The sequence below is a fragment of the Acinetobacter sp. MD2(2019) genome (assembly GCF_035615615.1).
Classification (GTDB): Bacteria; Pseudomonadota; Gammaproteobacteria; order Pseudomonadales; family Moraxellaceae; genus Acinetobacter.
Genome location: NZ_VTDU01000001.1, coordinates 1 through 21,940 on the forward strand (window position 1 = coordinate 1; position 21,940 = coordinate 21,940).

Genomic DNA, 21,940 nt, shown 5'->3' on the forward strand with positions numbered 1-21,940 from the left:
TGCATGATCACCGATAAACTGACGTTTACATATTTTGCATTGGTAATTTTGTTTACCATCCACTTTTATGCCATTTTTCTTTATACTGTCGCTCAGGCAGGTAGGACATTTGATGTGTAGAGTGATTAGCATTTCTCTATAGTATCAAATTCTTACCTGTTTTTTTATTTCAGCATACTTTTTGAAACACCACCAAAAAATAATCTTTATGTAAGGCCAAAAGGGCACCAAATGCAAAGCTTGGAGCTAAAAAACGATACGAATCATCTACTAAAAAAGTAAAAACCAACCTATTATTAAACAATGGATCCAATATAATTAGTATAGCAATTATAGTTGGCACTACTTTATTTCTTTGAAAAATACCAAACAAGTATAAAACAATCAAAAAAAGATAAGCTCCTATTTCATAGGGTATAGTCCACAAAGAACCATTAACAGCATTTTTATAGGGATTTTCAGAAAATAATCCTGGCAGCCCATATGAAATATTCATAAATATATTTTTATATATGTAAGAATAAACACCAATATTACTAAAATACTCTGAAACCTTTAAATTAGTAAGTATAGGGCCGACAATTAATGAGGACATTAAAATTACAAAAGTAAAAGCTGGCCATATTCTAAAAAATCGCGCAATACAGAAATTTATTATATTTCGTCGAACTAACAAACTATTTGTTACAACAAGCCCACTAAGAAAAAAAAATGACTTAACAGCTAAATCTCCAGAATAAGTATATCCAAGCAATCTTCCAATAGGATCTACAGCACCATCCATTGGAGATAAGGCATACGCATGCCCAAATATTACCGAAAGAGCAGCAAACAATCTAAAAATATCTAAATTATTATTTTCTCGCTTCAATGCTTTGGATAAAAACAAATCACTCACCTTTGACAATAATTTATAAAATATCAGTATATTACTTCAAACCGGCTTTGTTGCACAAATATAAAAAGGTTAAATTTCTCCTAGGTTTACTAAATTTAAGTGACAACTTGGGTATGAACCGTACCGGGTTTGTCGGAGACAGTTTATCTAAGTTAGGCCACCTGACCTAACGGATTCATCTTAGCATAGTACATCGTTTCATATTCAAATGGCGACACATATCCAATTGCACTATGTAGCCGTTTTTTATTAAACCAATCGACCCAATTCAATGTTGCTAGTTCAACATCGGATAGACCAGTCCAATCAGATTTCAAATATTCAATCACCTCCATTTTGTATAAACCATTCACTGTTTCAGCCAAAGCATTATCGTATGAATCACCTGTAGTACCGACAGAGGCTTTTACATTCGCTGCTTCTAGGCGATTGGTATAGCGAATCGACAAATATTGCACGCCTCGATCGGAATGATGAATCACATTCTTTGGCATACCTCGATCATGTAATGCTTGCTCCAGTGCATCGAGGACCATATCAGTGTTCATACGTGTTGAAACCTTCCAACCTACGATTGCTCGTGAAAACACATCAATAATAAATGCGGTATATACCCAGCCTGAATGGGTCTGAATATACGTAAAGTCAGCGACCCAGAGGTTATTCGGATGTTGTGCTGTAAAATCACGTTTAACTAAGTCATCTGCACGTTGCTGTTGCATTAATCGAGCAACACGGCAACGTGCAATAGAGTAGCCTTCTTTCTTCAATTGCTCCCAAACTTTACGAATGCCATAACGACCTGAACTATCACGCCATATTCGTTTAATTTCTTCTGCATAATGCTCATCATGCAAAGCTCGTTTAGAACGTTTATCGGGATGATCATTGAGGTATAAATGCCGATAGTACGTTGAAGGTGTGATTGGTAATATTTTGCAAATACCTTCAACGCTATACCGAATTTTATTGTTGTGAATGAAATCGACCATTATTTGCGTGGGCGGTCGAGCTCCGCCTGGGCGAAAAAAGCGGCTGCTTTACGCAGAATTTCATTTGCTCGCTGTAGTTCTTTATTTTCACGCTCAAGTTTTTTAATACGTTCTTGATCAGACATCTGTTGAACTTTGGCAGGATTTTGGAGATCAAGATGTTTCTGATACCAAACACGTAATGTTTCAGGTGTACAACCAATTTTAGGAGCAATGGCAGTGATTGCAGCCCAATTTGAGGGATAATCTTTTTCAGATTCTAGAACTAAGCGAACAGCTCGTTCTCTGATTTCAGGGGTATAATTTGATTTTTTCATCGCAATAGTTTCTCAGAACATTGAGTCTCCGACAAACCCGGTACGGTTCAACTACCATGTTATATTTGTTCAACAAAGCCAAACCAAACTGAAATTATTCTATTGAATCTTTGGGCTTGTGTTTTAAAAACTCGGCTCAATATTATTTAAGAATTCATTTTTAATACTTAAACAAGGATCATCCTATGGATCTTTTAAAAATTGCCCAAGAACGCTATACCACCAAAGCTTATGATCCGAATAAAAAAATCTCCCAGACCGACTTAAATGCCATTTTAGATGTTCTACATTTAGCGCCATCTTCAATTAATATTCAGCCTTGGCACTTTTTAGTGATTGAAAGTGATGCCGCGAAACAACGTGTCACCCAAGCCATGACTGGCCCTTATGCCTACAATGCGCCTAAAGTTTTAGATTCATCGCATACTGTGGTGTTTTGTACGCGTAATGATGTGACCGATGAATATCTAAATCAGTTAGTCCAACAAGATGCCGCAATTGGCCGTTTTAAAGATGCCGCAACGCAACAAGCTCAGGCTGAAGTGCGTAAAGGCTATGTGGATCAATACCGCGCAGCAGAAGGTGGAATTACCCGCTGGATGGAAAATCAAACTTTTATTGCTTTAGGTGAAGCTTTATTTGCCGCTGCGGCATTAGGAATTGATTCAACCCCAATTGGTGGTTTCGATGCCAAAACTTTAGATGCGGAATTTAATTTAACCGCTCAAGGTTTCACAAGCTCTGTGGTTTTAACCTTAGGTTATCGCAGTGAAACCGACTTTAATGCAACTTTACCAAAATCGCGTTTAGCTAAAGAACAAATCTTCACCACGCTTTAAAAAATAAAGATGACTTAAAGGTCTGCTTTAAGTCATCGCTTTTGCTAAGCTTAGCACACCCAATACGCCCGCAAATAATCCTAGATACGTCAGTCGATTTGGCTTTTCTTTAAATATAAGCATGCCTGCAATCGCACCAAAAACAACCACACTCATATTCATCAGCATAAACACTAGCGCTGGCGAGTCTTTTAATTGCTGATGTGCCTGTACATATAATGCAATGTTGGCAAAGTTAAACGCCCCCAGTAACAACCCTGCTGGAAGATTTTTAAATTGCCATGTGGTTTGTGGTTTAATGCACTGAGTCAGTGCAGTTAAGACAAATGCCACCATAAAAATTAAATTCAGACTTAAGGTAAAACTTTGCCCCAAACTACTGTTATATTTTAATAAAATGTCGACTAAAGCATAGCCAACCCAAACCAGAATTAAAAACCGAATACTATTTTTATGTGTTGTTACCGCTGAAGCTTGCTTGGCAGCCAGTAAACATCCTACCGCCACGAAACCCAATCCAATGCCGCATAATTTTATGAAGCTAAAGCTTTCATTAAAAATAAAATAGGCTGCTAAAAGTGAGAGTACCACAGAAAGCCGCTGTGCAATTTCTGTTTTTACCATGCCTGCATAGACTAAAGATTGTGCTAAGCATAAGAAAATGAATGGAAATAACATCCCCAAAGCAGCAATAAGCCACCAAGGCGTTAAACTTGGATGAGCTACGGCTTGTAAAATGTTTGGCTTGAACCATACAAAACACAACACGCTTGCGGCAAAGTAATTCCACATCACCATTTGCAGCGCATTAAAACCCATGGTTTTAAAATATTTAACTAAAATGGAAACGGCAATACTACAAAATGCAGCACAGAAAATAAGAATCATATCAACAACCTAAGGCAATTAAAGTATGAATAACACGACTTTAATTGCCGTTTAAAGCTTAAAAAAATGCACGAATACTCATAAGGGTACGATAAATTCCCCACAACAAAGGAATACCAACCGCAAGCCACGCCAAAACCACCCAAATTTTAGCTGTTGGCTGACTAATCAACACCATACCTGTTGGTTGATTTTTTTGTTCAATCATTTGATTTTGTGCTTCGGCAAGCTCTTGCTCAGACATAAAGTATTTGGCTGCAATTGGTTTAATCATTAAATTACAGATCAACCCAATGCCCAATAAGCCCGCTAGAATAAACATGGTTTGGTTATAAACCTGACTTGCAGGAATACCTAAACTCAATTGATAATCTCGCATATTATTTACAACAACGGGCCCAATGACCCCTGCCGTTGCCCATGCCGTCAGTAAACGCCCATGAATGGCACCCACCATTTGTGTTCCAAATAGGTCAGCCAAATAAGCAGGAACCGCAGCAAAACCACCACCATACATACTAATAATAATGCAGATGGCACTCACAAATAAGAATTTACTTCCCATCGCCGCTAAAAAAGGCAGACTGATATACAGGATAATCCCTAAGATAAAAAATACATTATAAGTGGTTTTGCGCCCAATTTTGTCCGACAGACTGGCCCACGCAATGCGCCCACCAATATTAAATAAACTTAATAACGCGGTAAAACCCGCTGCAATGGCCGCAACCGCTTTTAATTGACCTTCATTTAATTGTGAAAAAGATAATGCCTTACCCAATAAATTGCCTGCAAAGACTTCTTGCAGCATTGGCGATGCCATACCAATAATTCCAATTCCTGCGGAAACATTCATACACAGAACCAACCACACTAACCAGAATTGCGGAATACCCCAAATACGGTCAACATGCACATGGTGAGGTGTAATCAGCCCAGAAACTGTGGCTTTCGGCTGCCAATGTTTGGGTTTCCAGTCTACTGCCGGAATTCGGTAAGTTAAAGCCCCTGCCACCATAAAAACAAAGTAGATCAACGCCATAACAACAAAGGTTTGCGCAACACCCACACTGCTTGGTGATGAAAAATGCGACATTAATTCTACGGCTAGAGGTGAGCCAATCATCGCACCACCGCCAAAACCCATAATTGCCATACCCGTTGCTAAACCACGTTTGTCGGGAAACCATTTAATTAATGTGCTTACCGGTGAAATATAGCCGAGTCCTAAGCCAATACCACCAATCACCCCAGAACCGAGGAGCATTAACCAAAATTGGTGCAAATAAATACCTAATGCGGAAATAAGCATACCGCCACACCAACACACCGCACTCAATAAACCCGCTTTGCGTGGCCCAACTTTCTCTAACCATCCGCCCCAGATTGCAGCAGAACTGCCCAGCAGCACAAAAAATAAAGTGTACATCCAACCTAAAGTTGAAACTTTCCAATCACAACTGGCAATAAAAAGCTGCTGAAAAAAACCGATATCGGCTGCGCAGGCAATCGGTTGCGAAATACCTAATGCTTTAGACAATGGCAACCAAAATACAGAAAAACCATAAGCCATACCAATACATAAATGAATGGCTAAGGCCGCAGGTGGAACAAGCCAACGATTAAAACCGGCATTGGCAATAATACGTTGTTTGGATAAAAATGGCGGGGACACGGACTGTGTTGATGATGGCATGAAAATAACTCCTTTTTTCTGCCATTGGATATACACGATTGTTACAATCTTGTCCAATCAATCAGCAGTGTTTTAAAAAAGGAGTGTTCCCATCTTGCCTATAATATTGAGCAGATACCCAAAGAATAGAACTAAACCGCTAAGTATTGGTTAATTAAATACAAAAAAGTTCACTTTAGGCTGGGTTAAATGCACCTTTAACTGCGCCACAAGAAATTGAATATCTGCCAGTGTGGTATATGCACCGAAACTAAAGCGAATAGAATGCGATGCCGCTTCTGCTGAACGACCTAAAGCCAATAAAACATGCGAAGGAGCAGCATTTTTTGAATTACATGCAGAACTGCTTGAAACAGCCGCCAATTGTTTAATTTTTTCAGTCAAACTATTGGCATGTTCACCCACAAAACTCACACTTAAGTAATTTTCAACGCGTTGCTGTGGATGACCATTTAACACCACATCGTCTAATTGTTGTAAGGCTTGCCACAGCGCTAAACGTAGTTCTGCTAGGCGCTGTTGCTCGGTTTCTAATTTTTGTTGCGCCAATGCAAAAGCGGCGCCCATTCCAACAATTTGATGGGTGGCTAGAGTTCCCGAACGCAAACCTCGTTCATGACCACCGCCATGAATTTGGGTACATAACTTGGGTTGTACCGCCTGACGCACATATAACGCACCAATCCCTTTTGGCCCATAGACTTTATGCCCAGACAAACTTAATAAGTCGATATGACAGGCATCTACATCAATTTTAATTTTTCCTGCAGCTTGTGCAGCATCCACATGAAATACAATTTGATGTTGTTTTGCCAATGCGCCAATGGCGGCAATATCCGTCACCGTTCCTATTTCGTTATTCACAAACATTAAAGAAATAAGCACAGTATTGGGTTGAATTGCGGCTGCAACTTGTTCTGGCGTAATTAAGCCCGTATCCGCTTGTGGCTGCAAATAGGTGACTTCAAAACCTTGTAGCTCTAGCGCAGCACAAGTATCTAAAATGGCTTTATGTTCGATTTGACTGGTAATAATATGCTTTTTTTGTTGCGGATATTGTGTCGCAATGCCCTTTAACGCCAAATTATTCGATTCGGTTGCACCTGAAGTCCAAATAATTTCACTGGCATCTGCATGAATCAAGTTTGCAATTTCCTGACGCGCATTGGCCACCAGTTTTTCAGCATCCCAACCATAATGATGCGACTGCGATGCAGGATTACCAAAATGGCCATCGAAAGCTAAGCACTGCACGACTTTTTCAATCACTTCAGGCAATACTGGCGTGGTTGCAGCATAATCAAGGTAAATCAATTTGTTCATTTTGTATCACAATATGCAAGCGAGTTTTAACTAAAGGAAGTATAACGACAAAAAGATTTATTTTTCTGCTTTAAGTCATCATTATTTCTGATAAAAATACCATAAAAACAGATTAATCAATCAAAATTCAAATAATAGATAAGATATGATGATCTTATCTATTATCATAAAAACGTATTTATTTAAAATTACCCATTAAAAATTGCTTTAAGCGTTCACTTTTAGGATTATCCAAAATTTCTTCTGGATGACCTTGTTCTTCAATTTTACCCTGATGTAAAAAAATCACCTGATTCGAGACATGACGCGCAAAGCCCATTTCATGCGTAACTACAATCATCGTTCGCCCTTCTTCTGCCAAACTTTGCATGACTTTAAGTACTTCTCCCACCAATTCAGGGTCGAGCGCACTGGTCGGCTCATCAAATAACATCACCTCGGGCTCCATGGCTAACGCACGCGCAATGGCAACACGCTGTTGCTGCCCACCCGATAAAAACGCTGGATATTTCCCTTCTACTTCCTCACCCAAACCAACTTTTCGTAAATATTGACGCGCGCGCTGTTCGGCTTCATTACGTTTAACGCCAAGCACATGAATCGGGCCTTCCACTACATTTTCTAAAACAGTCATATGCGACCATAAGTTAAAATGCTGAAATACCATCATGAGTTGGGTGCGCATTTTTTGTAATTGCTTTGGATTAATTGGCTTTAAATTGCCTTTCTTGTCATAAACCGTTTCTAATTTTTCACCGTTTAATTTAATTGAGCCGTTGCTCGGTTGTTCTAAAAAATTAATGCAGCGCAGTAAGGTACTTTTACCCGAGCCAGACGAGCCAATAATACTAATCACATCTCCGGCTTTGGCGTCTAAAGACACGCCTTTAAGCACTTCGTTGTCACCAAAGGTTTTGCATAAATCACGAATCACCAGTTTTGTTGAATCTGTCATTTCGTTACTCCTAATGATTCGATGGTTTTAAAAACGCTAACCAGCGTTGTTCCAATTTACGGAATATCCCAATAAGGATAAATGCCAAGCAAGCATAAAGCACTGCGGCAATACCAAAGGCATTAAATGTTTCATAGGTTGCAGCATTGACATCTCGAGCAATTTTTAAGATGTCTGGTACAGTTGCGGTAAATGCAATTGTGGTTGCATGTAGCATTAAAATCACTTCATTGCCATAAAAAGGCAACGCACGGCGCAACATTGAAGGAATGATAATACGTGTATATTTCTTCCACGGCGACATGCCAAAGGCTTGCGCAGCTTCAATTTCACCGTAAGGAATAGCGCGAATTGCACCCGCAAAAATTTCGGTGGTATATGCCCCAGTATTTAAAGCAAAAGCCAAAATAGTACAGTTTAAACCTTCTCTAAAAAACTCATCTAATAATTGATGGTCGTGCACAAAATCGAAACTGTAAATGCCTGAATAAATAATCAGTAATTGCACATAAAGTGGTGTGCCACGAAAAATATAAGTAAATAACCACACTGGACCACGCACAAATGGATTATTTGAAACGCGCGCAATCGAAAGCGGTACTGCAAGGATAAAACCAATGGCAATCGATGACACCAGTAACCACGATGTCATGGCCACACCGGTCATTTGCATTCCGTCTGTCCACAAATAGGACTTCCAATATTCTTGAAGAATCTCAATCATAGTTGTCCCTTTTTCACACCAGCAGAATATCGGTGCTCAAGCCACCATAAAACGCCATTTGAAACCGTGGTAATCGCTAAGTAAATGACAGCAGCAACCACACTAAAATAAAAAATCTGCATGGTATTACGCCCTGCATCTTGGCTAATTTTCACAATATCAGTCAGACCAATGAGTGAAACCAACGCTGTGGCTTTAATTAAAACTTGCCAATTGTTCCCAATCCCCGGTAAAGCAAAACGCATCATTTGTGGAAATAAAACCCGTCTAAACACTTGAAAAGACGTCATTCCATAGGCAAAAGCCGCTTCAATTTGCCCTTTGGGTACCGATTGAAATGCCCCACGAAATGTTTCGGTAAAATAAGCCCCATAAATAAATGCAAGTGTCACGACACCTGCCACAAATGGATTAATATCAATTTGTTCCATATTTAATGGTTCAGTAATCGCATTTAGTCCAAGTTGTAAGCTGTAATAAAGCAGCAGCATAATGACTAAATCGGGAACGCTGCGAATGAGCGTGGTATATGCCGTTGCAACATAACGCACAATTTTAATGCTAGATAGCTTACAACTTGCACCAATTAAACCCACTAAAACCGAAAGTACGAGCGATAATAGTGCAAGTTGAATTGTCATCCATGTTCCGGTCAGCAGCACTGATCCATAACCAGACAAAAACATACTCATCATCTCCTAGTGAATCTATAAATTTGATATTGATGAGGATTAACACAAACAAAAAAGTGTCGGTACTAGACCGACACTTTCTAGAAACTTAATAGATACTAAATGGGAAATATTTTTTCTCAATTTTTTTGTATGTGCCATCAGCAATAATGGCAGCCAATGCTTTGTTAATATTGTTACGTAAGTCGGCATCTTCTTTACGTAAGCCAATTGCAGCACCCACACCTAAAGTTTTTGCATCGACCACATTTGGGCCGGCAAATGCAAATACTTTACCTTTTGGTGATTTTAAGAAACCGGCATCAACCATAATTGCATCTTGTAAAGACGCATCTAAACGGCCAGAAACCATGTCTTGATATAAAACATCTTGGTTTGGATAAGGAACAACATTCACACCTTTAGGCGCCCAATAAGCCTTTGCGTAGCTTTCTTGCATAGTGCCTTGTTGTACGCCTACACGCTTACCTTTTAACGATACTGCTGTTGGTAACAACGGCGAACCTTTTTTCGCAATCATACGCGTTGGCGTGTTGTAAATTTTATTACTGAATGCAATTTGTTTTGCACGTTCTTCAGTAATGGTCATTGACGATAAAATGCCATCGAATTTCTTGGCTTTTAGCGCAGGAATCATGCCGTCAAACGAGTTTTCCACCCAAACACATTTCGCTTTTAAATGTGCACAAATGGCATTACCCAAGTCCACATCAAAACCCGTCAATTTATTGTCTGGTGTTTTGTATTCAAATGGTTGATACGATGATTCCGTTCCGAAACGAATCACTGACCAATCTTTTGCTTGTACATGTGTTGCAAATGCTGCAAGCATGACAGTTGCTGAAACGAGCACTCGCTTTTTCAAATTTTTCATGTAACTTTTTTCCTAAAAATGATTCATCGAAAAAAATAAGATGTGTCAAACGCACCAATCTTTGACTTTATCTATTAGCAAATTTTGTACCAAATTTAGAAATTGCGCTTAATTAATGCATTACGCCGTATTTTGCTCTAGTAAATAATAGACCATGTCCAAACTTGGGCATACATAACCTAATGCCGTCATGGCGGCGGTAATTTGCCCACGATGATGGGTGGCATGATTAAAAACATGGAATAAACTTGCCACAAATGGCAATGAAACGTTTAATCCGATAGATGTGGTGTAATGCAGTTCTTTATCAGGCTTGGTTTGCCCCAAACCATTCACAAAAGTTTGCCATTTGAGCGTTGTGTCTAAATACTGCTGCATTAATTGCTGCCGGTCAGATTCAACCACAGTATTAAGTGCCAAAATAGGTGTTTGCTGCTGCATAAATCGAGCCAACCACAAATCGCGCTCGCCTAACAATAAATGGTTCAATGTACCAAAAATGCTTTGAAAAAATAGCCCAACCTGTGCATGAAAATCGGAATCGGACACCTGTTGCAAACTTAGCATTAAACGTCTAGTCGCCCAAACATGATAATTGGCAAAATATTGAACGCTTTGAACATCCATTTTTGATACTACTAAAATATGATTAAGTTGTTTTACATGAATTTTTTGTTTTCTGCGAGACATCGGCAATAAAAAAGCCAGTTGAATCAACTGGCTTTTTTCACATTACAATTTTTTAAAATTAATAATGCTCAACCATTTTCTCTAAAGAAATTGGACGAATTTTGTCGGCATTCCCCGCAGTACCAAATGCTTCGTAACGGTCGATACATACTTGTTTCATTGCATCAACAGTTTTAGCAAAGTATTTACGTGGGTCAAACTCGGCTGGGTTTTCCGCCATAAATTGACGAATAGAGCCTGTAGAGGCTAAACGTAAATCGGTGTCGATATTAATTTTACGCACACCATGTTTAATTGCTTCAACTAACTGTTCAACTGGCACACCATAAGTTTCGCCAATTTTACCGCCATGTTCGTTAATGATTTTTAACCATTCTTGCGGTACAGAACTTGAACCATGCATTACAAGGTGAGTATTTGGTAACGCTGCATGAATTTCTTTAATGCGGTCAATGGCCAAAATATCGCCTGTAGGTGGACGCGTGAATTTGTATGCCCCGTGAGATGTACCCACGGCAATAGCTAAGGCATCAACATTGGTGTCGGCAACGAATTGCGTTGCTTCTTCAACAGATGTTAAAAGCTGTGAATGGTCGAGTACGCCTTCTGCACCCACGCCATCTTCTTCACCTGCCATACCGGTTTCAAGGCTACCTAAACAACCAATTTCACCTTCTACAGACACGCCACAAGCATGTGCCATTGCCACAACACGGCGAGTCACATCAACATTATAGTCGTAGCTTGTTGGTGTTTTACCATCTGTACCTAATGAACCATCCATCATGACTGAGCTAAAGCCCAATTGAATTGAACGTTGGCAAATATCAGGGCTTGTTCCGTGATCTTGATGCATTACGACAGGAATATGTGGCCATTCTTCAATTGCTGCTAAAATCAAATGGCGTAAAAATGGAGCGCCAGCGTATTTACGCGCACCCGCAGATGCTTGAACAATAACTGGAGAATTTGTAGCATCCGCTGCTAACATAATTGCTCGCATTTGTTCTAAGTTATTTACGTTAAATGCAGGCACGCCATAACTGTGTTCAGCCGCATGATCTAACAACTGACGCAATGAAATAAGAGCCATAATTTCCTCCCAAATAGTGCCATATATTCTACATGTTGATGCTGAGTAATTCAGCATCAAATTTAATAAAAATAAAAAAACCCTCGTATTTACGAGGATTTTAAATAAAAAAACAACAGATTATGGTGCTTTGGCTTCTGAGGCTACGTCAGAACTTGCAACATCGGTATTTTTTTCATCTAACACCGGTTTATCCAAAGCATCAATTTTAGCTTGTTGATCGGCAGAGGTGGGTTGGTCTGCCACGTCTGAAGCAGAAGCCGCCTGCGATTCATCTGACTTTTTCGAACATGCCGTTAACGCCAATACGGCTGTACATGCCAATGCCACAAATATTTGTTTTTTCATAAAATGCTCCAAAAACTTAAGCGCGCTCAAGTAAAGCGGCAACCGCAGGCAAGGTTTTTCCTTCAACAAACTCTAAGAATGCACCGCCACCGGTAGAAATATAACTAATTTCTGAGGCCACATTGTATTTATCAATGGCCGCCAAGGTATCACCGCCGCCAGCAATAGAGAATGCATCACTTTGTGCGATTGCAAGCGACAAAGTTTTTGTTCCTTCGCCAAATTGATCAACCTCAAATACACCGACAGGTCCATTCCAAAGAATAGTCTTCGATTGTTTCAGTAATGTTGCAAAATGTGCAGCTGTTTCTGGACCAACGTCTAAAATCATGTCGGTATCGGCCACATCTTCAACTTTTTTTGTTACAGCGTGTACTTTTGCAAGTGAACCTAAAAAGTCTGAAAAATCAATTTGTGTGGCATCGGCAACAACCACATCGGTTGGTAGTGGCACACTGACTTTTGCCGCAATTTGTTTGGCTGTTTCAACCAAGTCGGCTTCATACAATGATTTACCCACGTTAAAGCCGGCCGCAGCTAAGAAGGTATTTGCAATTCCACCACCCACAATTAATTGTTCACACAGTGGCGCAAGCGAGTTTAAAACATCTAACTTGGTTGAAACCTTAGAGCCGGCAACAATGGCGGCCATCGGCTGTGCTGGTGTTTGTAAGGCTTTACCCAGTGCATCTAATTCTGCTGCCAATAACGGCCCTGCTGCTGCAATTTTTGCACAGCGCGCAACACCTTCGGTTGATGCCTCTGCACGGTGTGCAGTTCCAAACGCATCCATAACAAAGACATCGCATAATGCAGCGTATTTTTCTGCAAGTTCTGCTTTATTTTTCTTTTCACCAACATTAAAACGCACGTTTTCAAGCAAAACGACTTGTCCCTTTTGAACATCTACGCCATTTAAATAATCTGTGATTAATTCAACATTTTGTCCTAATGCTTTGCTTAAGTAATCCGCAACAGGTAATAATGATTGTTCAGCTTGCGGTTCGCCTTCAACAGGACGTCCTAAATGTGAACAGACCAAAACAGCCGCACCCTGTTGTAATGCCTGTTGAATGGTTGGCAGTGCTGCTTTTAAACGAGCATCGCTTGTAATTGTTCCATTTTTGATAGGTACGTTTAAATCTTCCCGGATTAGTACGCGTTTTCCATCAAGTTCAAGGTCCGTCATGCGCTTAAAGTTCATGTAATCCTACTCTTGTGCTGTTATGAAATTTTAAAATGGTGCCATTTTATTTAATTATACCTAAAAATGGTGTTTGCTGCAGTCCATTCTCTAAAAACTCACAAAATTTATCCATGCAGATTTTTATTACTTTAGGACTATTTGATCGCTTAGATTTCGATGTATGATCGAAGATCAACAAAATTATGCACCATTGATTATGTCAGCTATTCATCCCGATCCAAGTATTAATCGTTTAAACGTTTTTGGACAAGCTTTAGCAAGTTGTTGTTTTGACCCTATTACAGGTTATTTTCGCAATGGATTTTGTCATACCGCACCCAGCGATTTAGGTCAGCATACCGTATGCGCGTTAATGACCTCGGAATTTTTGAACTTTTCACAAAAAACGGGCAATGACTTAATTAGCCCACTGCCTGAAGTGGGTTTTCCGGGATTAAAACCGGGCGATTTTTGGTGTATTTGTGTGACACGCTGGATTGAAGCCTATGAAGCAGGTTTTGCGCCGCAACTAAAATTGCAAGCATGCCATCAATCTATCTTAAGCTATGTCCCTTTGGATGTTTTAATGGATTACGCGGTTTAATGAGTCAATTCGATTTAATCTTAGCTTCGAGCAGCCAAACTCGTCAGCAATTAATGAATCGTTTAGGTCTGCCTTATCAATGTATTTCACCGAATATTGATGAGTCGAGCCAAAACGAAACCCATGCAGATGATTTAGCCAAACGACTTGCTTTTGAAAAAGCACAATGTATTGCCAAGCAACATCCACATGCAGTGGTGATTGGCTCAGATCAGGTCGCGTGGCGCATAAACCAACCACATGAATTTATTGGCAAACCATTAACAACACACAATGCCATTGCACAATTACAGCAAAGCGCAGGTCAAACAGTGTGTTTTAGTACGGGCTTAAGTATTCAACAGCACGCTTCTGGATTTGAAAAAACCATTGTTGAGCATTACCAAGTTAAGTTTCGTCAGTTAAACCTAGACGAAATTCAGCGCTATGTGGAAAAAGAACAACCGTTACACTGCGCAGGCAGTTTTATGTGTGAAGGATTGGGTATTAGCTTGTTTGAGTCAATGTCTGGCAATGACCAAACCACATTAATGGGCTTACCCATGATTCAAGTGTGCAACATTTTAAGAGCATTGAATATACGCATTCCCTAAAACTTAAAACGTCCTTACCGCCATTACAACGATAGGTAGATTTTAACTGGGGCTTGCACTCAAACATCGGCTCAACGACAATAGTCGAAATTCTTTTTCGGCTATCGTTAATGTCTGAACCTCTTGCTATTTTAGGCGGTCTTACCGCAGAACAATTTTTAACTGAATACTGGCAAAAAAAACCGCTGTTAGTACGCAATGCCATGTCTGAAATTGTCGATATTTTAGAGCCTAACGATGTAATGGAATTGGCGTTAGAAGACAACGTTACTGCGCGCTTAATTAAGCAAAAAGATCGTAATCCAAACCAATGGAGCGTGAAATCTTCGCCTTTAATTAAAGGCGATTTTCAAAAAATGCCCAAACTTTGGACACTTTTGGTTCAAGCTGTCGATCATTATTCTTTTGATTTAGCCGCATTATGGAAGAAATTTCCATTTATTCCACAGTGGCGCCGTGACGACATTATGGTGTCTTATGCACCAAAAGGCGGATCTGTAGGGCAACATTTCGATTTTTATGATGTGTTTTTAGTTCAAGGCTACGGGCAACGCCGTTGGCAACTCGGACAAATGTGCGATGAATCGACTAAATTTGTTCCAAACCAACCGCTAAGACTACTGCCTGAAATGAACGTACATTTTGACGAAATTTTAGCACCGGGCGATTTACTTTATGTACCACCGGGTTTATCGCACTACGGTGTGGCTGAAGATGACTGCTTGACGTATTCTTTTGGCTTTCGCATGCCCAATGTTGCCAGCATGATGGATCGTGTCAGCGATTATTTTGCCGACCAGCAAAACTTAAAAAATCCATTATTGGATATTATTCGTGATCAAACCTCGCAAATTGGTGAAATCACCACCAATGAATTGGCGTATTTAAAAGCCAAAGTGCTTGAGCAATTGCAACATTCAAACCACTTTGAACATGCGTTAATGTCGTTAATGTCGGAAGCCAAATATCCAGAAAACATTCCTGAGGCAGACGAAATTGAAACTGAGGATTTAAGCGCAGTTTTAGATTCTGGTTATGAATTATGTTTAGAGCCGGCGTCTCGCTTACTGTATACCCTTGAAGATAATCAGCTTTTATTTTGGGCCAATGGTGAAGCGTGTTGTATTTCTGAAGCCTTTGAAAACAGTTTAAAGAAACTGGCAGATGGTGAAAGCCTAGCGTTCGATCAGCACTTCAATCATGAAGAAATTTTACAAGACATTGCGCAATTACTCAATGAATCTATTTTAATGTTGTTACCATCTGCCGAAGACTCCGAATAATATTATTCATTTAAATTCAAGTAATTGACTTTTAGTTAAGGTCGTTATTCAGTGTATCTATGCGCATTGAATAACGACCTGCAAAGGTGTTTTTTCTTTATTAAGAAATTCCGGACTTTCGCCAATCAATCCGATTAATAAAAATCACCTGTCGATTTTGCATGTAAAAACGCGGGAATCAGCCCAGTTAATGCAGCACGAATATCCGCTCGTTCATTAATCAGTTGATGAGAACCTTCTTCTAAAATTAGTAAAGTCTGAAGTCTAAATTTTTTACGTATAAAATCAATATTATACTTCCAATCCACCGTTTGGTCTAAAGCCCCTTGCGCCAACCAAACCGGAATACGACAAGACGGTTTTTGCTCCATTTCAAGCATCCATTTCGACATGGCCACAATCCAATCCATACCCATCATTTTCGGTTGTAACGGGTCTTTTAGTCGAACAAAACGCAAAAATTCTGGGTTGTGATTATTCCGACGGAAATGACGCGGCACTTGACTACGAATTCGACGAATAATGCTTAAGCCAACCGGATTATGCCACCACGCGGTTTTTGCAGGTCGCACCAACGGCGACAGCAACAAGACCCGATCTACAAATGGATTTTTACGCTGTTCGGCATAATCTAAAACATGATGCATTAAAATGGCCGCACCGGTACTTTGCCCAATACCCAACCACGGTTTCGGTAATTGATTCGCCGTTTTGACATAATGATAAACCGCATGCAAAACATCTTGATAATGACTGAAATTTTGAATATTTGCAGGCAGTCCATTACTTAAACCATGACCGGGTAAATCGAATACCAATACGCTAAAACCTTGCGCTAACAATTCGGCAATAATCGGCTGATAAATTCCGCTATGTTCTAAATAACCATGCAGCAAAAAAACCGTTCCTACAATCGGCTGCGCTTTGGGCTGAAAAACTTGTGTATGTAGCTTAAATTGTTTGATTTCAATGCCACCTTGCCAATATTCGCAGTCCAGCACATCTAACCCATATAACTTTTGATAGGCCAACAATTCAAGCGATGCAATATACGGTCGATTCAAATTTAAAGCCGGCAGCAAGCTTGGCGTAATTTCCCGATCTGGCACAGGCAAATCAAGCTGCTCTAAATGATTGGGGGTGAGAAATGGAATTTCTGGCATTATGGCACCTCTCGACAATTACCAGCACCAAACAAGGTATCTCGAATTGTGGCAAGCAGTTCATAGTTGGCACGGCGACTATGATCGTAATTTTGTATGGCTGGTTGCCATGCTGTTAAAGCAGTTGGCATTGGTGCATTCACAGGCACAGTGGCAATTCCATTCATTGCAAATAAGCGCCGTGTTCGTGGCATATGATATTCATCGGTCACTAACATCACCTTAGGCGCGCCTCCTTTTTTTTGTAATAGCAATGAACTAAAGCGCGTGTTTTCGCAAGTATTCATGCTTCTATTTTCCAATAATTTGGCTTCAACTGAATGTGCATTTAACCATTTTTGCATATACGGTGCTTCCACACCGCTTAAAACAATGGGTAGATGGTTTTGTTTTTCTAAAGCCAAAGTCGTTTCAAGTCTTAATCGGGTATAATCATTCACCACAATGCCTTTACGACCTTTTACTGTCGTCAAACCACCACCTAAAACCACAATGGCAGAGGGCTTTACCGCATCGACCGTTTTTTCTTCATTTTGCTGCGCATCTTCTAAATCTTGAGATAACTGCGTGATCACTGATGGATTGGCTTTTGCCTGAATTGGATAATAATTTAAAAAATGCGTGTATTTATCCATTAAAGCCAGATTATCTGGTTGATCAAATGCCGCCACTTCACTGGCCAATTGGGTTTTTTCAGCGTCTTGCTCGGCCGGTAATTCTTTGGCTTTATGTTTAAAGATTAAAGATTGGATTGGGTCTGAGGCCAATTCACCTGATGTATTGTTCTGATTTTGCTTAATTTCAGCAATTAAAATACGATACCTTTCTTGTATTTGACTCAGTGCCTGAACATCTTTTTTCTGGCCAGCATCTTGCAAGACCTTTAAATAAGCTTGACGGGCAATCCATAAGTCTGAACCCGGTTCTAAATCATCACCTTCGCTTAATGCCGCCATTTGTTGGCTTTGTGCCGCCACATGATTAACTTCAACCGAGACAAATTTATTCAGTAAAAAAACAATAAAACGAGAATAAAATGGCGTATAAACAAAAATCATTAGACAGCCAAACAATACAAATAGCACAGAAGCTATTCGTAAAATTTTGACCATCCCATGCTGTTTTACCATCTTTAATTGTCCTCGTGCGCTTGAATTAACCCCTGTGCATTAAACAGTACAGGCTCGGGCTCAAGCACAATATTGAATTTTTGTTTAACCGCATGTTGCACCGCACGATAGGTCTGTTGCACATCGTTTAAACTGGCGGAATCGTAATTAACTAGAACTAAGGCTTGTTTGGCAAACATGCCCACACAGCCCAAGCGCTGACCTTTCCAACCCGCCTGATCAATTAACCATCCTGCGGCAATTTTAACTTTTGCATGCGGTTGTGGGTAATGTGGCATATTCGGAAATATTGCTAACAACTTTTGATATTGCACTTCGTCAATGACTGGGTTTTTAAAAAAACTACCCGCATTCGGAAATTCTTTCGGGTCTGGCAATTTACTTTGACGAATCGCAATGACTTGTTTTTGCAAATTTTCAGGGCTTAAATCATCCGCCATAGCAGCGCGTAAATCGCCATAAGCCAGTTTGGGCTGTGCCACTTTTAATAATTTAAAATGTACAGACACAATCACAAATCGGTTCGGATGATCTTTAAAAATACTGTGACGATAAGCAAAGTGGCAATCTTTTGCAGATAAGCGTTTAAATACCGCTGCTTCGCGGTCATATACCTCAACCGATTCAATAAAATCGCCCGCTTCTACGCCATATGCACCAATATTTTGTACTGGGCTTGCGCCAACCAAGCCGGGAATTAAGGCTAAATTTTGCAAGCCATACCATGCTTGTTGTGTTGAATATAAAACAAAGTCATGCCAGTTTTCGCCCGCACCCACCTTTACATGAACACATTGTTCATCTTCTTCGACTTTTTCAATTCCTAAAATATCGATATGAATCACCAAAGCATCAATTTTTTCAGGCAAAAGCATATTGCTGCCACCCGAAAGAATTAAACAGTTTAGCTGTTGTTGTTTGGCAAAATCTAATGCCTGCAACAATGCTTGGCGTGTGGAGATTTTCACGTAAAAAGCTGCAATCGCTTTTAAATTTAAGGTATTAAACCGTTGCAGTTGAACTTGTTGTTGCACGTCAATCACGGCGTTTTCACCTTATTATTACTGTCTTTCAAAAATTTTACCCACGCTTGGCTGGCACTTTCACAATCATCTATCACTTTTTCAAAGTCGCTCGCCTGACCATAATACGGGTCTGCAATGGCTTGATTTTTTCGTTGCTCGTCATGTGCGCTCATGAGCGTAACCAGTGCTTTACAAGCATCCTGTCCAAACTGATGAAGCGCTTGTTGCTGCTTTTTTTGGATGTCTTTTAAATTTTGCAGATCCATCGCCAAAATTAAATCGAAGTTGACAAAATCATGGGGTTGTAGTTGTCTGGCGCGTAAGTGAGATAAATCGTAACCACGCTGCAAAGCATATTTTTGGCTGCGTTCATCTGGTGCTTCGCCAATGTGATAGGCTGCTGTTCCTGCGGAATCCACCATAATTTCTAAATGGTTTTGAACAAAGAAATGACGCAGCACGGCTTCGGCTGTGGGAGAGCGACAAATATTACCTAAACAGACACATAACACTTTTTTAGGTAGCATATTTGCCATAGTTTTCCCTTTTTAAAAATTGCGGGTTGGTGGTTTATGGATAATAAACCACCATTTCAACCTGCTTTCATTAATCTGATTTCAATTGGATATTACGAATTTCGCCATGAAATTGCTCTAACAACTGACTTACCGTTTCATCCGCATGAATTAGTTCTGCCGCACGGTCAAAAGCACGTATTTTGCGTTGTTGTTGCAAGGTATAGGGTGTTGTCATATTTACTTCACCATATTCCACACGAAAGACAGTATTTTGCCATTGTTGTCTCAGCGCGTGTTCTAAGTTATGTTGTTGCTGCGTGAGTAATTGTTGATATTCTTGAGGAATATGAAAAATACTTTCGCGATCAATTGTGCCTTGCATAACGCCATATTGAGCAAGTTCCTGCACAGCAGGCGATAAATCGCTATTTCTAAACCAATACTCCCACTTTTCAACCGTCCATTCGCCAGTTAAATCTTGCTCAACAACTTTTAAAATTTGTTGTGGCATTAACGATGAGCCAGAACTAGGTTCAGGTTCAGGTTCAGGTTCAGGTTCAGGTTCAGGTTCAGGTTCAGGTTCAGGTTCAGCAAGCACTATCTCTTGTGCAGAACTTGTTTCAAGTACAGCCGCTTGCGTGATTTTCTCTTTCGCTGTGCTTGCAATCTCTACACTTTGCGCTTGCTCTAATTCATAACTAAACGGGAATACATCCTCAACGGACACATCGTCTGGCTGATTTAAAGCTGTGCTGTGTGCAAGCTCAACCTCAATTAAACCATGTTCATCTGGTGCAGAAAAATGGATGGTATCGGCATCGTGATTTGGTTGAGCAGGCGTTTCAATCGCTGATGCAAAACTTGCTTCATCGTGACCTGCTTCATCGTGAAAGGATTGTTCCGATTCTAAGCTAGGTGCAATATCATTAATGAGCGGGCTCTGCTGATTCGCCTCAATCGCTTCAGTTGTTACCTGCGTTGTAGTTTGTTGCACAACTTCATTGGCTTGTAACGGACGAAATGCCAATAAACGCAGTACGCACATTTCAAAACCTTGCTCTTGCGTGACCGCCCAATTCAGTTCTGAACGACCTTTACAGGCAATTTGGTAATACAATTGCAAATCGACTGCGGCAATGCTTTGCGAAAGTGTTTTTATTTTTTGATTAATTTCCTGGCTATATTTTAAGCCTAAATCGGGTAAATATTGCATTAACGCCAGTTCATGCAACGTTGAAATGAGCTGATCTAAAACCAAAGCGACATCTAAGGCTTGTTGTCTAAATTGTAATAATAGCTGACTAACTTTTTGTGCCTGATTGTGATGAATGGCTAAAATTAAATCATAAATAATGGTTCGGTCGATCAGACCCAACATGTCTTTTACATCTTGCTGATGAATTTGCCCTTGCCCATAAGCAATTGCTTGATCCGTTAAAGACAATGCATCGCGCAGCGACCCTTGCGCAGCTTCGGCAATTTGCCAAATTGCATCGCTTTGGTTTTGAATCTGCTCTTTTTCTAAAATAAGGCTCAGGTGCTGCTGAATTTCACTGGCATCTAAGGGACGCAAGGTAAATTGCAAACAACGAGAAATGACCGTAATTGGTAATTTTTGTGGATCGGTGGTGGCAAACAAAAACTTAACGTGTTCGGGCGGCTCTTCAAGCGTTTTTAACAAGGCATTAAAAGAATGCGTTGAAAGCATGTGCACTTCGTCAATTAAATAGACTTTAAAACGACCTTGGGTTGGCGCATAGGGCACGTTGTCTAATAATTCTCGAGTATCTTCAACTTTGGTACGTGAAGCAGCATCAATTTCAATTAAATCGATAAAACGACCTTCATTCACCGCCTTACAGGTTGCACACACCTCACAAGGCGTTGAAGTTACACCTGTTTCGCAGTTCAAGCATTTTGCTAAAATACGGGCAATGGTGGTTTTCCCCACGCCGCGTGTGCCCGTAAATAAATAAGCATGATGCAAACGACCACGTTCTAAAGCACTGGTTAAGGCTCTAGAGACATGATTTTGACCCACCAGCTCATTAAAATTACGTGGACGATATTTTCTAGCAAGAACTTGATACATGTATGCTCCTTTCTACA

General features: G+C 40.1%; 23 protein-coding genes and 1 other annotated feature. Of the genes, 4 read left to right on the forward strand and 19 right to left on the reverse strand.

Annotated elements, in window-relative coordinates; genetic code table 11:
- From I2F62_RS00005 to I2F62_RS00015, 3 genes are all read right to left on the reverse strand, one after another.
- On the reverse strand, positions 1–132 hold a 132-nt coding region (locus I2F62_RS00005; protein WP_324625214.1), incomplete at its 3' end, for a transposase-like zinc-binding domain-containing protein.
- A 37-nt stretch (positions 133–169) separates the two neighbouring features.
- Positions 170–889 carry an acyltransferase gene (locus tag I2F62_RS00010; protein WP_324624981.1) on the reverse strand — a complete coding sequence of 240 codons (720 nt, stop codon included), beginning with the start codon at positions 887–889 and terminating at the stop codon, positions 170–172.
- A gap of 161 nt (positions 890–1,050) precedes the next feature.
- Positions 1,051–2,207, reverse strand: a protein-coding gene (locus tag I2F62_RS00015; RefSeq protein WP_324624982.1) for an IS3 family transposase whose coding sequence is annotated in 2 segments (ribosomal slippage) — positions 1,051–1,931 and positions 1,931–2,207 — 1,158 coding nt in all. Because the reading frame shifts where the segments join, the coding sequence is not laid out codon by codon here.
- Positions 1,816–1,932, reverse strand: a sequence feature (AL1L pseudoknot). It overlaps the preceding gene by 117 nt.
- 185 nt (positions 2,208–2,392) lie before the next feature.
- Here I2F62_RS00015 and nfsB point away from each other — a divergent pair.
- A complete protein-coding gene (gene nfsB / locus I2F62_RS00020; RefSeq protein WP_324624983.1) occupies positions 2,393–3,046 on the forward strand; it encodes an oxygen-insensitive NAD(P)H nitroreductase in 654 nt (217 codons plus the stop codon).
- Positions 3,047–3,073: 27 nt separating this feature from the next.
- Here the strand turns inward: nfsB and I2F62_RS00025 are convergent, their stop codons facing one another.
- From I2F62_RS00025 to I2F62_RS00075, 11 genes are all read right to left on the reverse strand, one after another.
- The gene (locus I2F62_RS00025) at positions 3,074–3,934 is read right to left on the reverse strand and encodes a DMT family transporter (RefSeq protein ID WP_324624984.1); all 861 of its coding nucleotides are present in this window, start codon (positions 3,932–3,934) and stop codon (positions 3,074–3,076) included.
- A gap of 58 nt (positions 3,935–3,992) precedes the next feature.
- Positions 3,993–5,630: an OFA family MFS transporter gene (locus tag I2F62_RS00030; protein WP_324624985.1), complete on the reverse strand. Its 1,638-nt coding sequence runs from the start codon at positions 5,628–5,630 to the stop codon at positions 3,993–3,995.
- Between the two features lie 150 nt (positions 5,631–5,780).
- Positions 5,781–6,953 (reverse strand): cysteine desulfurase family protein, encoded by a 1,173-nt coding sequence (locus tag I2F62_RS00035; protein WP_324624986.1) that lies wholly within the window; start codon positions 6,951–6,953, stop codon positions 5,781–5,783.
- A gap of 178 nt (positions 6,954–7,131) precedes the next feature.
- A complete protein-coding gene (locus tag I2F62_RS00040; RefSeq protein WP_324624987.1) occupies positions 7,132–7,908 on the reverse strand; it encodes an ABC transporter ATP-binding protein in 777 nt (258 codons plus the stop codon).
- A 10-nt stretch (positions 7,909–7,918) separates the two neighbouring features.
- A complete protein-coding gene (locus I2F62_RS00045) occupies positions 7,919–8,632 on the reverse strand; it encodes an ABC transporter permease (protein WP_324624988.1) in 714 nt (237 codons plus the stop codon).
- Positions 8,629–9,318 (reverse strand): histidine ABC transporter permease HisQ, encoded by a 690-nt coding sequence (locus tag I2F62_RS00050; RefSeq protein WP_324625215.1) that lies wholly within the window; start codon positions 9,316–9,318, stop codon positions 8,629–8,631. Before I2F62_RS00050 ends, I2F62_RS00045 begins: the two co-directional genes overlap by 4 nt.
- 94 nt (positions 9,319–9,412) lie before the next feature.
- Positions 9,413–10,198 (reverse strand): ABC transporter substrate-binding protein, encoded by a 786-nt coding sequence (locus I2F62_RS00055; protein ID WP_324624989.1) that lies wholly within the window; start codon positions 10,196–10,198, stop codon positions 9,413–9,415.
- Positions 10,199–10,318: 120 nt separating this feature from the next.
- Positions 10,319–10,825, reverse strand: a complete 507-nt coding sequence (locus I2F62_RS00060; RefSeq protein WP_324624990.1) for a DinB family protein — start codon at positions 10,823–10,825, stop codon at positions 10,319–10,321.
- A 121-nt stretch (positions 10,826–10,946) separates the two neighbouring features.
- Entirely contained in the window at positions 10,947–11,981 is a 1,035-nt protein-coding gene (fba, locus tag I2F62_RS00065; RefSeq protein WP_324624991.1) for a class II fructose-bisphosphate aldolase, read from the reverse strand.
- 120 nt (positions 11,982–12,101) lie between these two features.
- The gene (locus tag I2F62_RS00070; RefSeq protein ID WP_324624992.1) at positions 12,102–12,329 is read right to left on the reverse strand and encodes a hypothetical protein; all 228 of its coding nucleotides are present in this window, start codon (positions 12,327–12,329) and stop codon (positions 12,102–12,104) included.
- 16 nt (positions 12,330–12,345) lie between these two features.
- The gene (locus I2F62_RS00075) at positions 12,346–13,533 is read right to left on the reverse strand and encodes a phosphoglycerate kinase (RefSeq protein ID WP_324624993.1); all 1,188 of its coding nucleotides are present in this window, start codon (positions 13,531–13,533) and stop codon (positions 12,346–12,348) included.
- Between the two features lie 199 nt (positions 13,534–13,732).
- Between I2F62_RS00075 and I2F62_RS00080 the strand changes: the two genes are divergently transcribed.
- The 3 genes from I2F62_RS00080 to I2F62_RS00090 all read left to right on the forward strand — a co-directional run bounded on the left by I2F62_RS00080 (position 13,733) and on the right by I2F62_RS00090 (position 15,995).
- Positions 13,733–14,119, forward strand: a complete 387-nt coding sequence (locus I2F62_RS00080) for a DUF2237 domain-containing protein (protein ID WP_324625216.1) — start codon at positions 13,733–13,735, stop codon at positions 14,117–14,119.
- Entirely contained in the window at positions 14,119–14,712 is a 594-nt protein-coding gene (locus I2F62_RS00085) for a Maf family protein (RefSeq protein WP_324624994.1), read from the forward strand. The genes I2F62_RS00080 and I2F62_RS00085 overlap by 1 nt, the downstream gene beginning before the upstream one ends.
- A gap of 110 nt (positions 14,713–14,822) precedes the next feature.
- The gene (locus I2F62_RS00090) at positions 14,823–15,995 is read left to right on the forward strand and encodes a cupin domain-containing protein (RefSeq protein WP_324624995.1); all 1,173 of its coding nucleotides are present in this window, start codon (positions 14,823–14,825) and stop codon (positions 15,993–15,995) included.
- 134 nt (positions 15,996–16,129) lie between these two features.
- On the opposite strand, the gene I2F62_RS00095 is transcribed toward I2F62_RS00090, so the two are convergent.
- The 5 genes from I2F62_RS00095 to dnaX form a co-directional block, all read right to left on the reverse strand.
- Entirely contained in the window at positions 16,130–17,158 is a 1,029-nt protein-coding gene (locus I2F62_RS00095; RefSeq protein WP_324624996.1) for an alpha/beta hydrolase, read from the reverse strand.
- Positions 17,158–18,288, reverse strand: a complete 1,131-nt coding sequence (locus I2F62_RS00100) for a YdcF family protein (protein WP_324624997.1) — start codon at positions 18,286–18,288, stop codon at positions 17,158–17,160. Before I2F62_RS00100 ends, I2F62_RS00095 begins: the two co-directional genes overlap by 1 nt.
- Positions 18,289–18,290: 2 nt before the next feature.
- Positions 18,291–19,328, reverse strand: coding sequence for a UDP-N-acetylmuramate dehydrogenase (gene murB, locus I2F62_RS00105; protein WP_324625217.1), 1,038 nt, complete (start codon positions 19,326–19,328; stop codon positions 18,291–18,293).
- Positions 19,328–19,849: a low molecular weight protein-tyrosine-phosphatase gene (locus I2F62_RS00110; RefSeq protein WP_324624998.1), complete on the reverse strand. Its 522-nt coding sequence runs from the start codon at positions 19,847–19,849 to the stop codon at positions 19,328–19,330. The genes murB and I2F62_RS00110 overlap by 1 nt, the downstream gene beginning before the upstream one ends.
- 70 nt (positions 19,850–19,919) lie before the next feature.
- Positions 19,920–21,923, reverse strand: a complete 2,004-nt coding sequence (gene dnaX / locus I2F62_RS00115) for a DNA polymerase III subunit gamma/tau (protein ID WP_324624999.1) — start codon at positions 21,921–21,923, stop codon at positions 19,920–19,922.
- Positions 21,924–21,940 lie beyond the last annotated feature (17 nt).

Bases quoted from the DNA above. Each gene is read 5' to 3' on its own strand.
- I2F62_RS00075 (WP_324624993.1), bottom strand. From the start codon at position 13,533: ATGAACTTTAAGCGCATGACGGACCTTGAACTTGATGGAAAACGCGTA.
- dnaX (WP_324624999.1), bottom strand. From the start codon at position 21,923: ATGTATCAAGTTCTTGCTAGAAAATATCGTCCACGTAATTTTAATGAG.
- fba (WP_324624991.1), bottom strand. From the start codon at position 11,981: ATGGCTCTTATTTCATTGCGTCAGTTGTTAGATCATGCGGCTGAACAC.
- I2F62_RS00040 (WP_324624987.1), bottom strand. From the start codon at position 7,908: ATGACAGATTCAACAAAACTGGTGATTCGTGATTTATGCAAAACCTTT.
- I2F62_RS00100 (WP_324624997.1), bottom strand. From the start codon at position 18,288: ATGGTAAAACAGCATGGGATGGTCAAAATTTTACGAATAGCTTCTGTG.
- I2F62_RS00110 (WP_324624998.1), bottom strand. From the start codon at position 19,849: ATGGCAAATATGCTACCTAAAAAAGTGTTATGTGTCTGTTTAGGTAAT.
- I2F62_RS00030 (WP_324624985.1), bottom strand. From the start codon at position 5,630: ATGCCATCATCAACACAGTCCGTGTCCCCGCCATTTTTATCCAAACAA.
- I2F62_RS00025 (WP_324624984.1), bottom strand. From the start codon at position 3,934: ATGATTCTTATTTTCTGTGCTGCATTTTGTAGTATTGCCGTTTCCATT.
- I2F62_RS00060 (WP_324624990.1), bottom strand. From the start codon at position 10,825: ATGGATGTTCAAAGCGTTCAATATTTTGCCAATTATCATGTTTGGGCG.
- I2F62_RS00080 (WP_324625216.1), top strand. From the start codon at position 13,733: ATGTCAGCTATTCATCCCGATCCAAGTATTAATCGTTTAAACGTTTTT.
- I2F62_RS00045 (WP_324624988.1), bottom strand. From the start codon at position 8,632: ATGATTGAGATTCTTCAAGAATATTGGAAGTCCTATTTGTGGACAGAC.
- I2F62_RS00090 (WP_324624995.1), top strand. From the start codon at position 14,823: ATGTCTGAACCTCTTGCTATTTTAGGCGGTCTTACCGCAGAACAATTT.
- I2F62_RS00085 (WP_324624994.1), top strand. From the start codon at position 14,119: ATGAGTCAATTCGATTTAATCTTAGCTTCGAGCAGCCAAACTCGTCAG.
- I2F62_RS00050 (WP_324625215.1), bottom strand. From the start codon at position 9,318: ATGTTTTTGTCTGGTTATGGATCAGTGCTGCTGACCGGAACATGGATG.
- I2F62_RS00035 (WP_324624986.1), bottom strand. From the start codon at position 6,953: ATGAACAAATTGATTTACCTTGATTATGCTGCAACCACGCCAGTATTG.
- I2F62_RS00095 (WP_324624996.1), bottom strand. From the start codon at position 17,158: ATGCCAGAAATTCCATTTCTCACCCCCAATCATTTAGAGCAGCTTGAT.
- nfsB (WP_324624983.1), top strand. From the start codon at position 2,393: ATGGATCTTTTAAAAATTGCCCAAGAACGCTATACCACCAAAGCTTAT.
- I2F62_RS00070 (WP_324624992.1), bottom strand. From the start codon at position 12,329: ATGAAAAAACAAATATTTGTGGCATTGGCATGTACAGCCGTATTGGCG.
- I2F62_RS00055 (WP_324624989.1), bottom strand. From the start codon at position 10,198: ATGAAAAATTTGAAAAAGCGAGTGCTCGTTTCAGCAACTGTCATGCTT.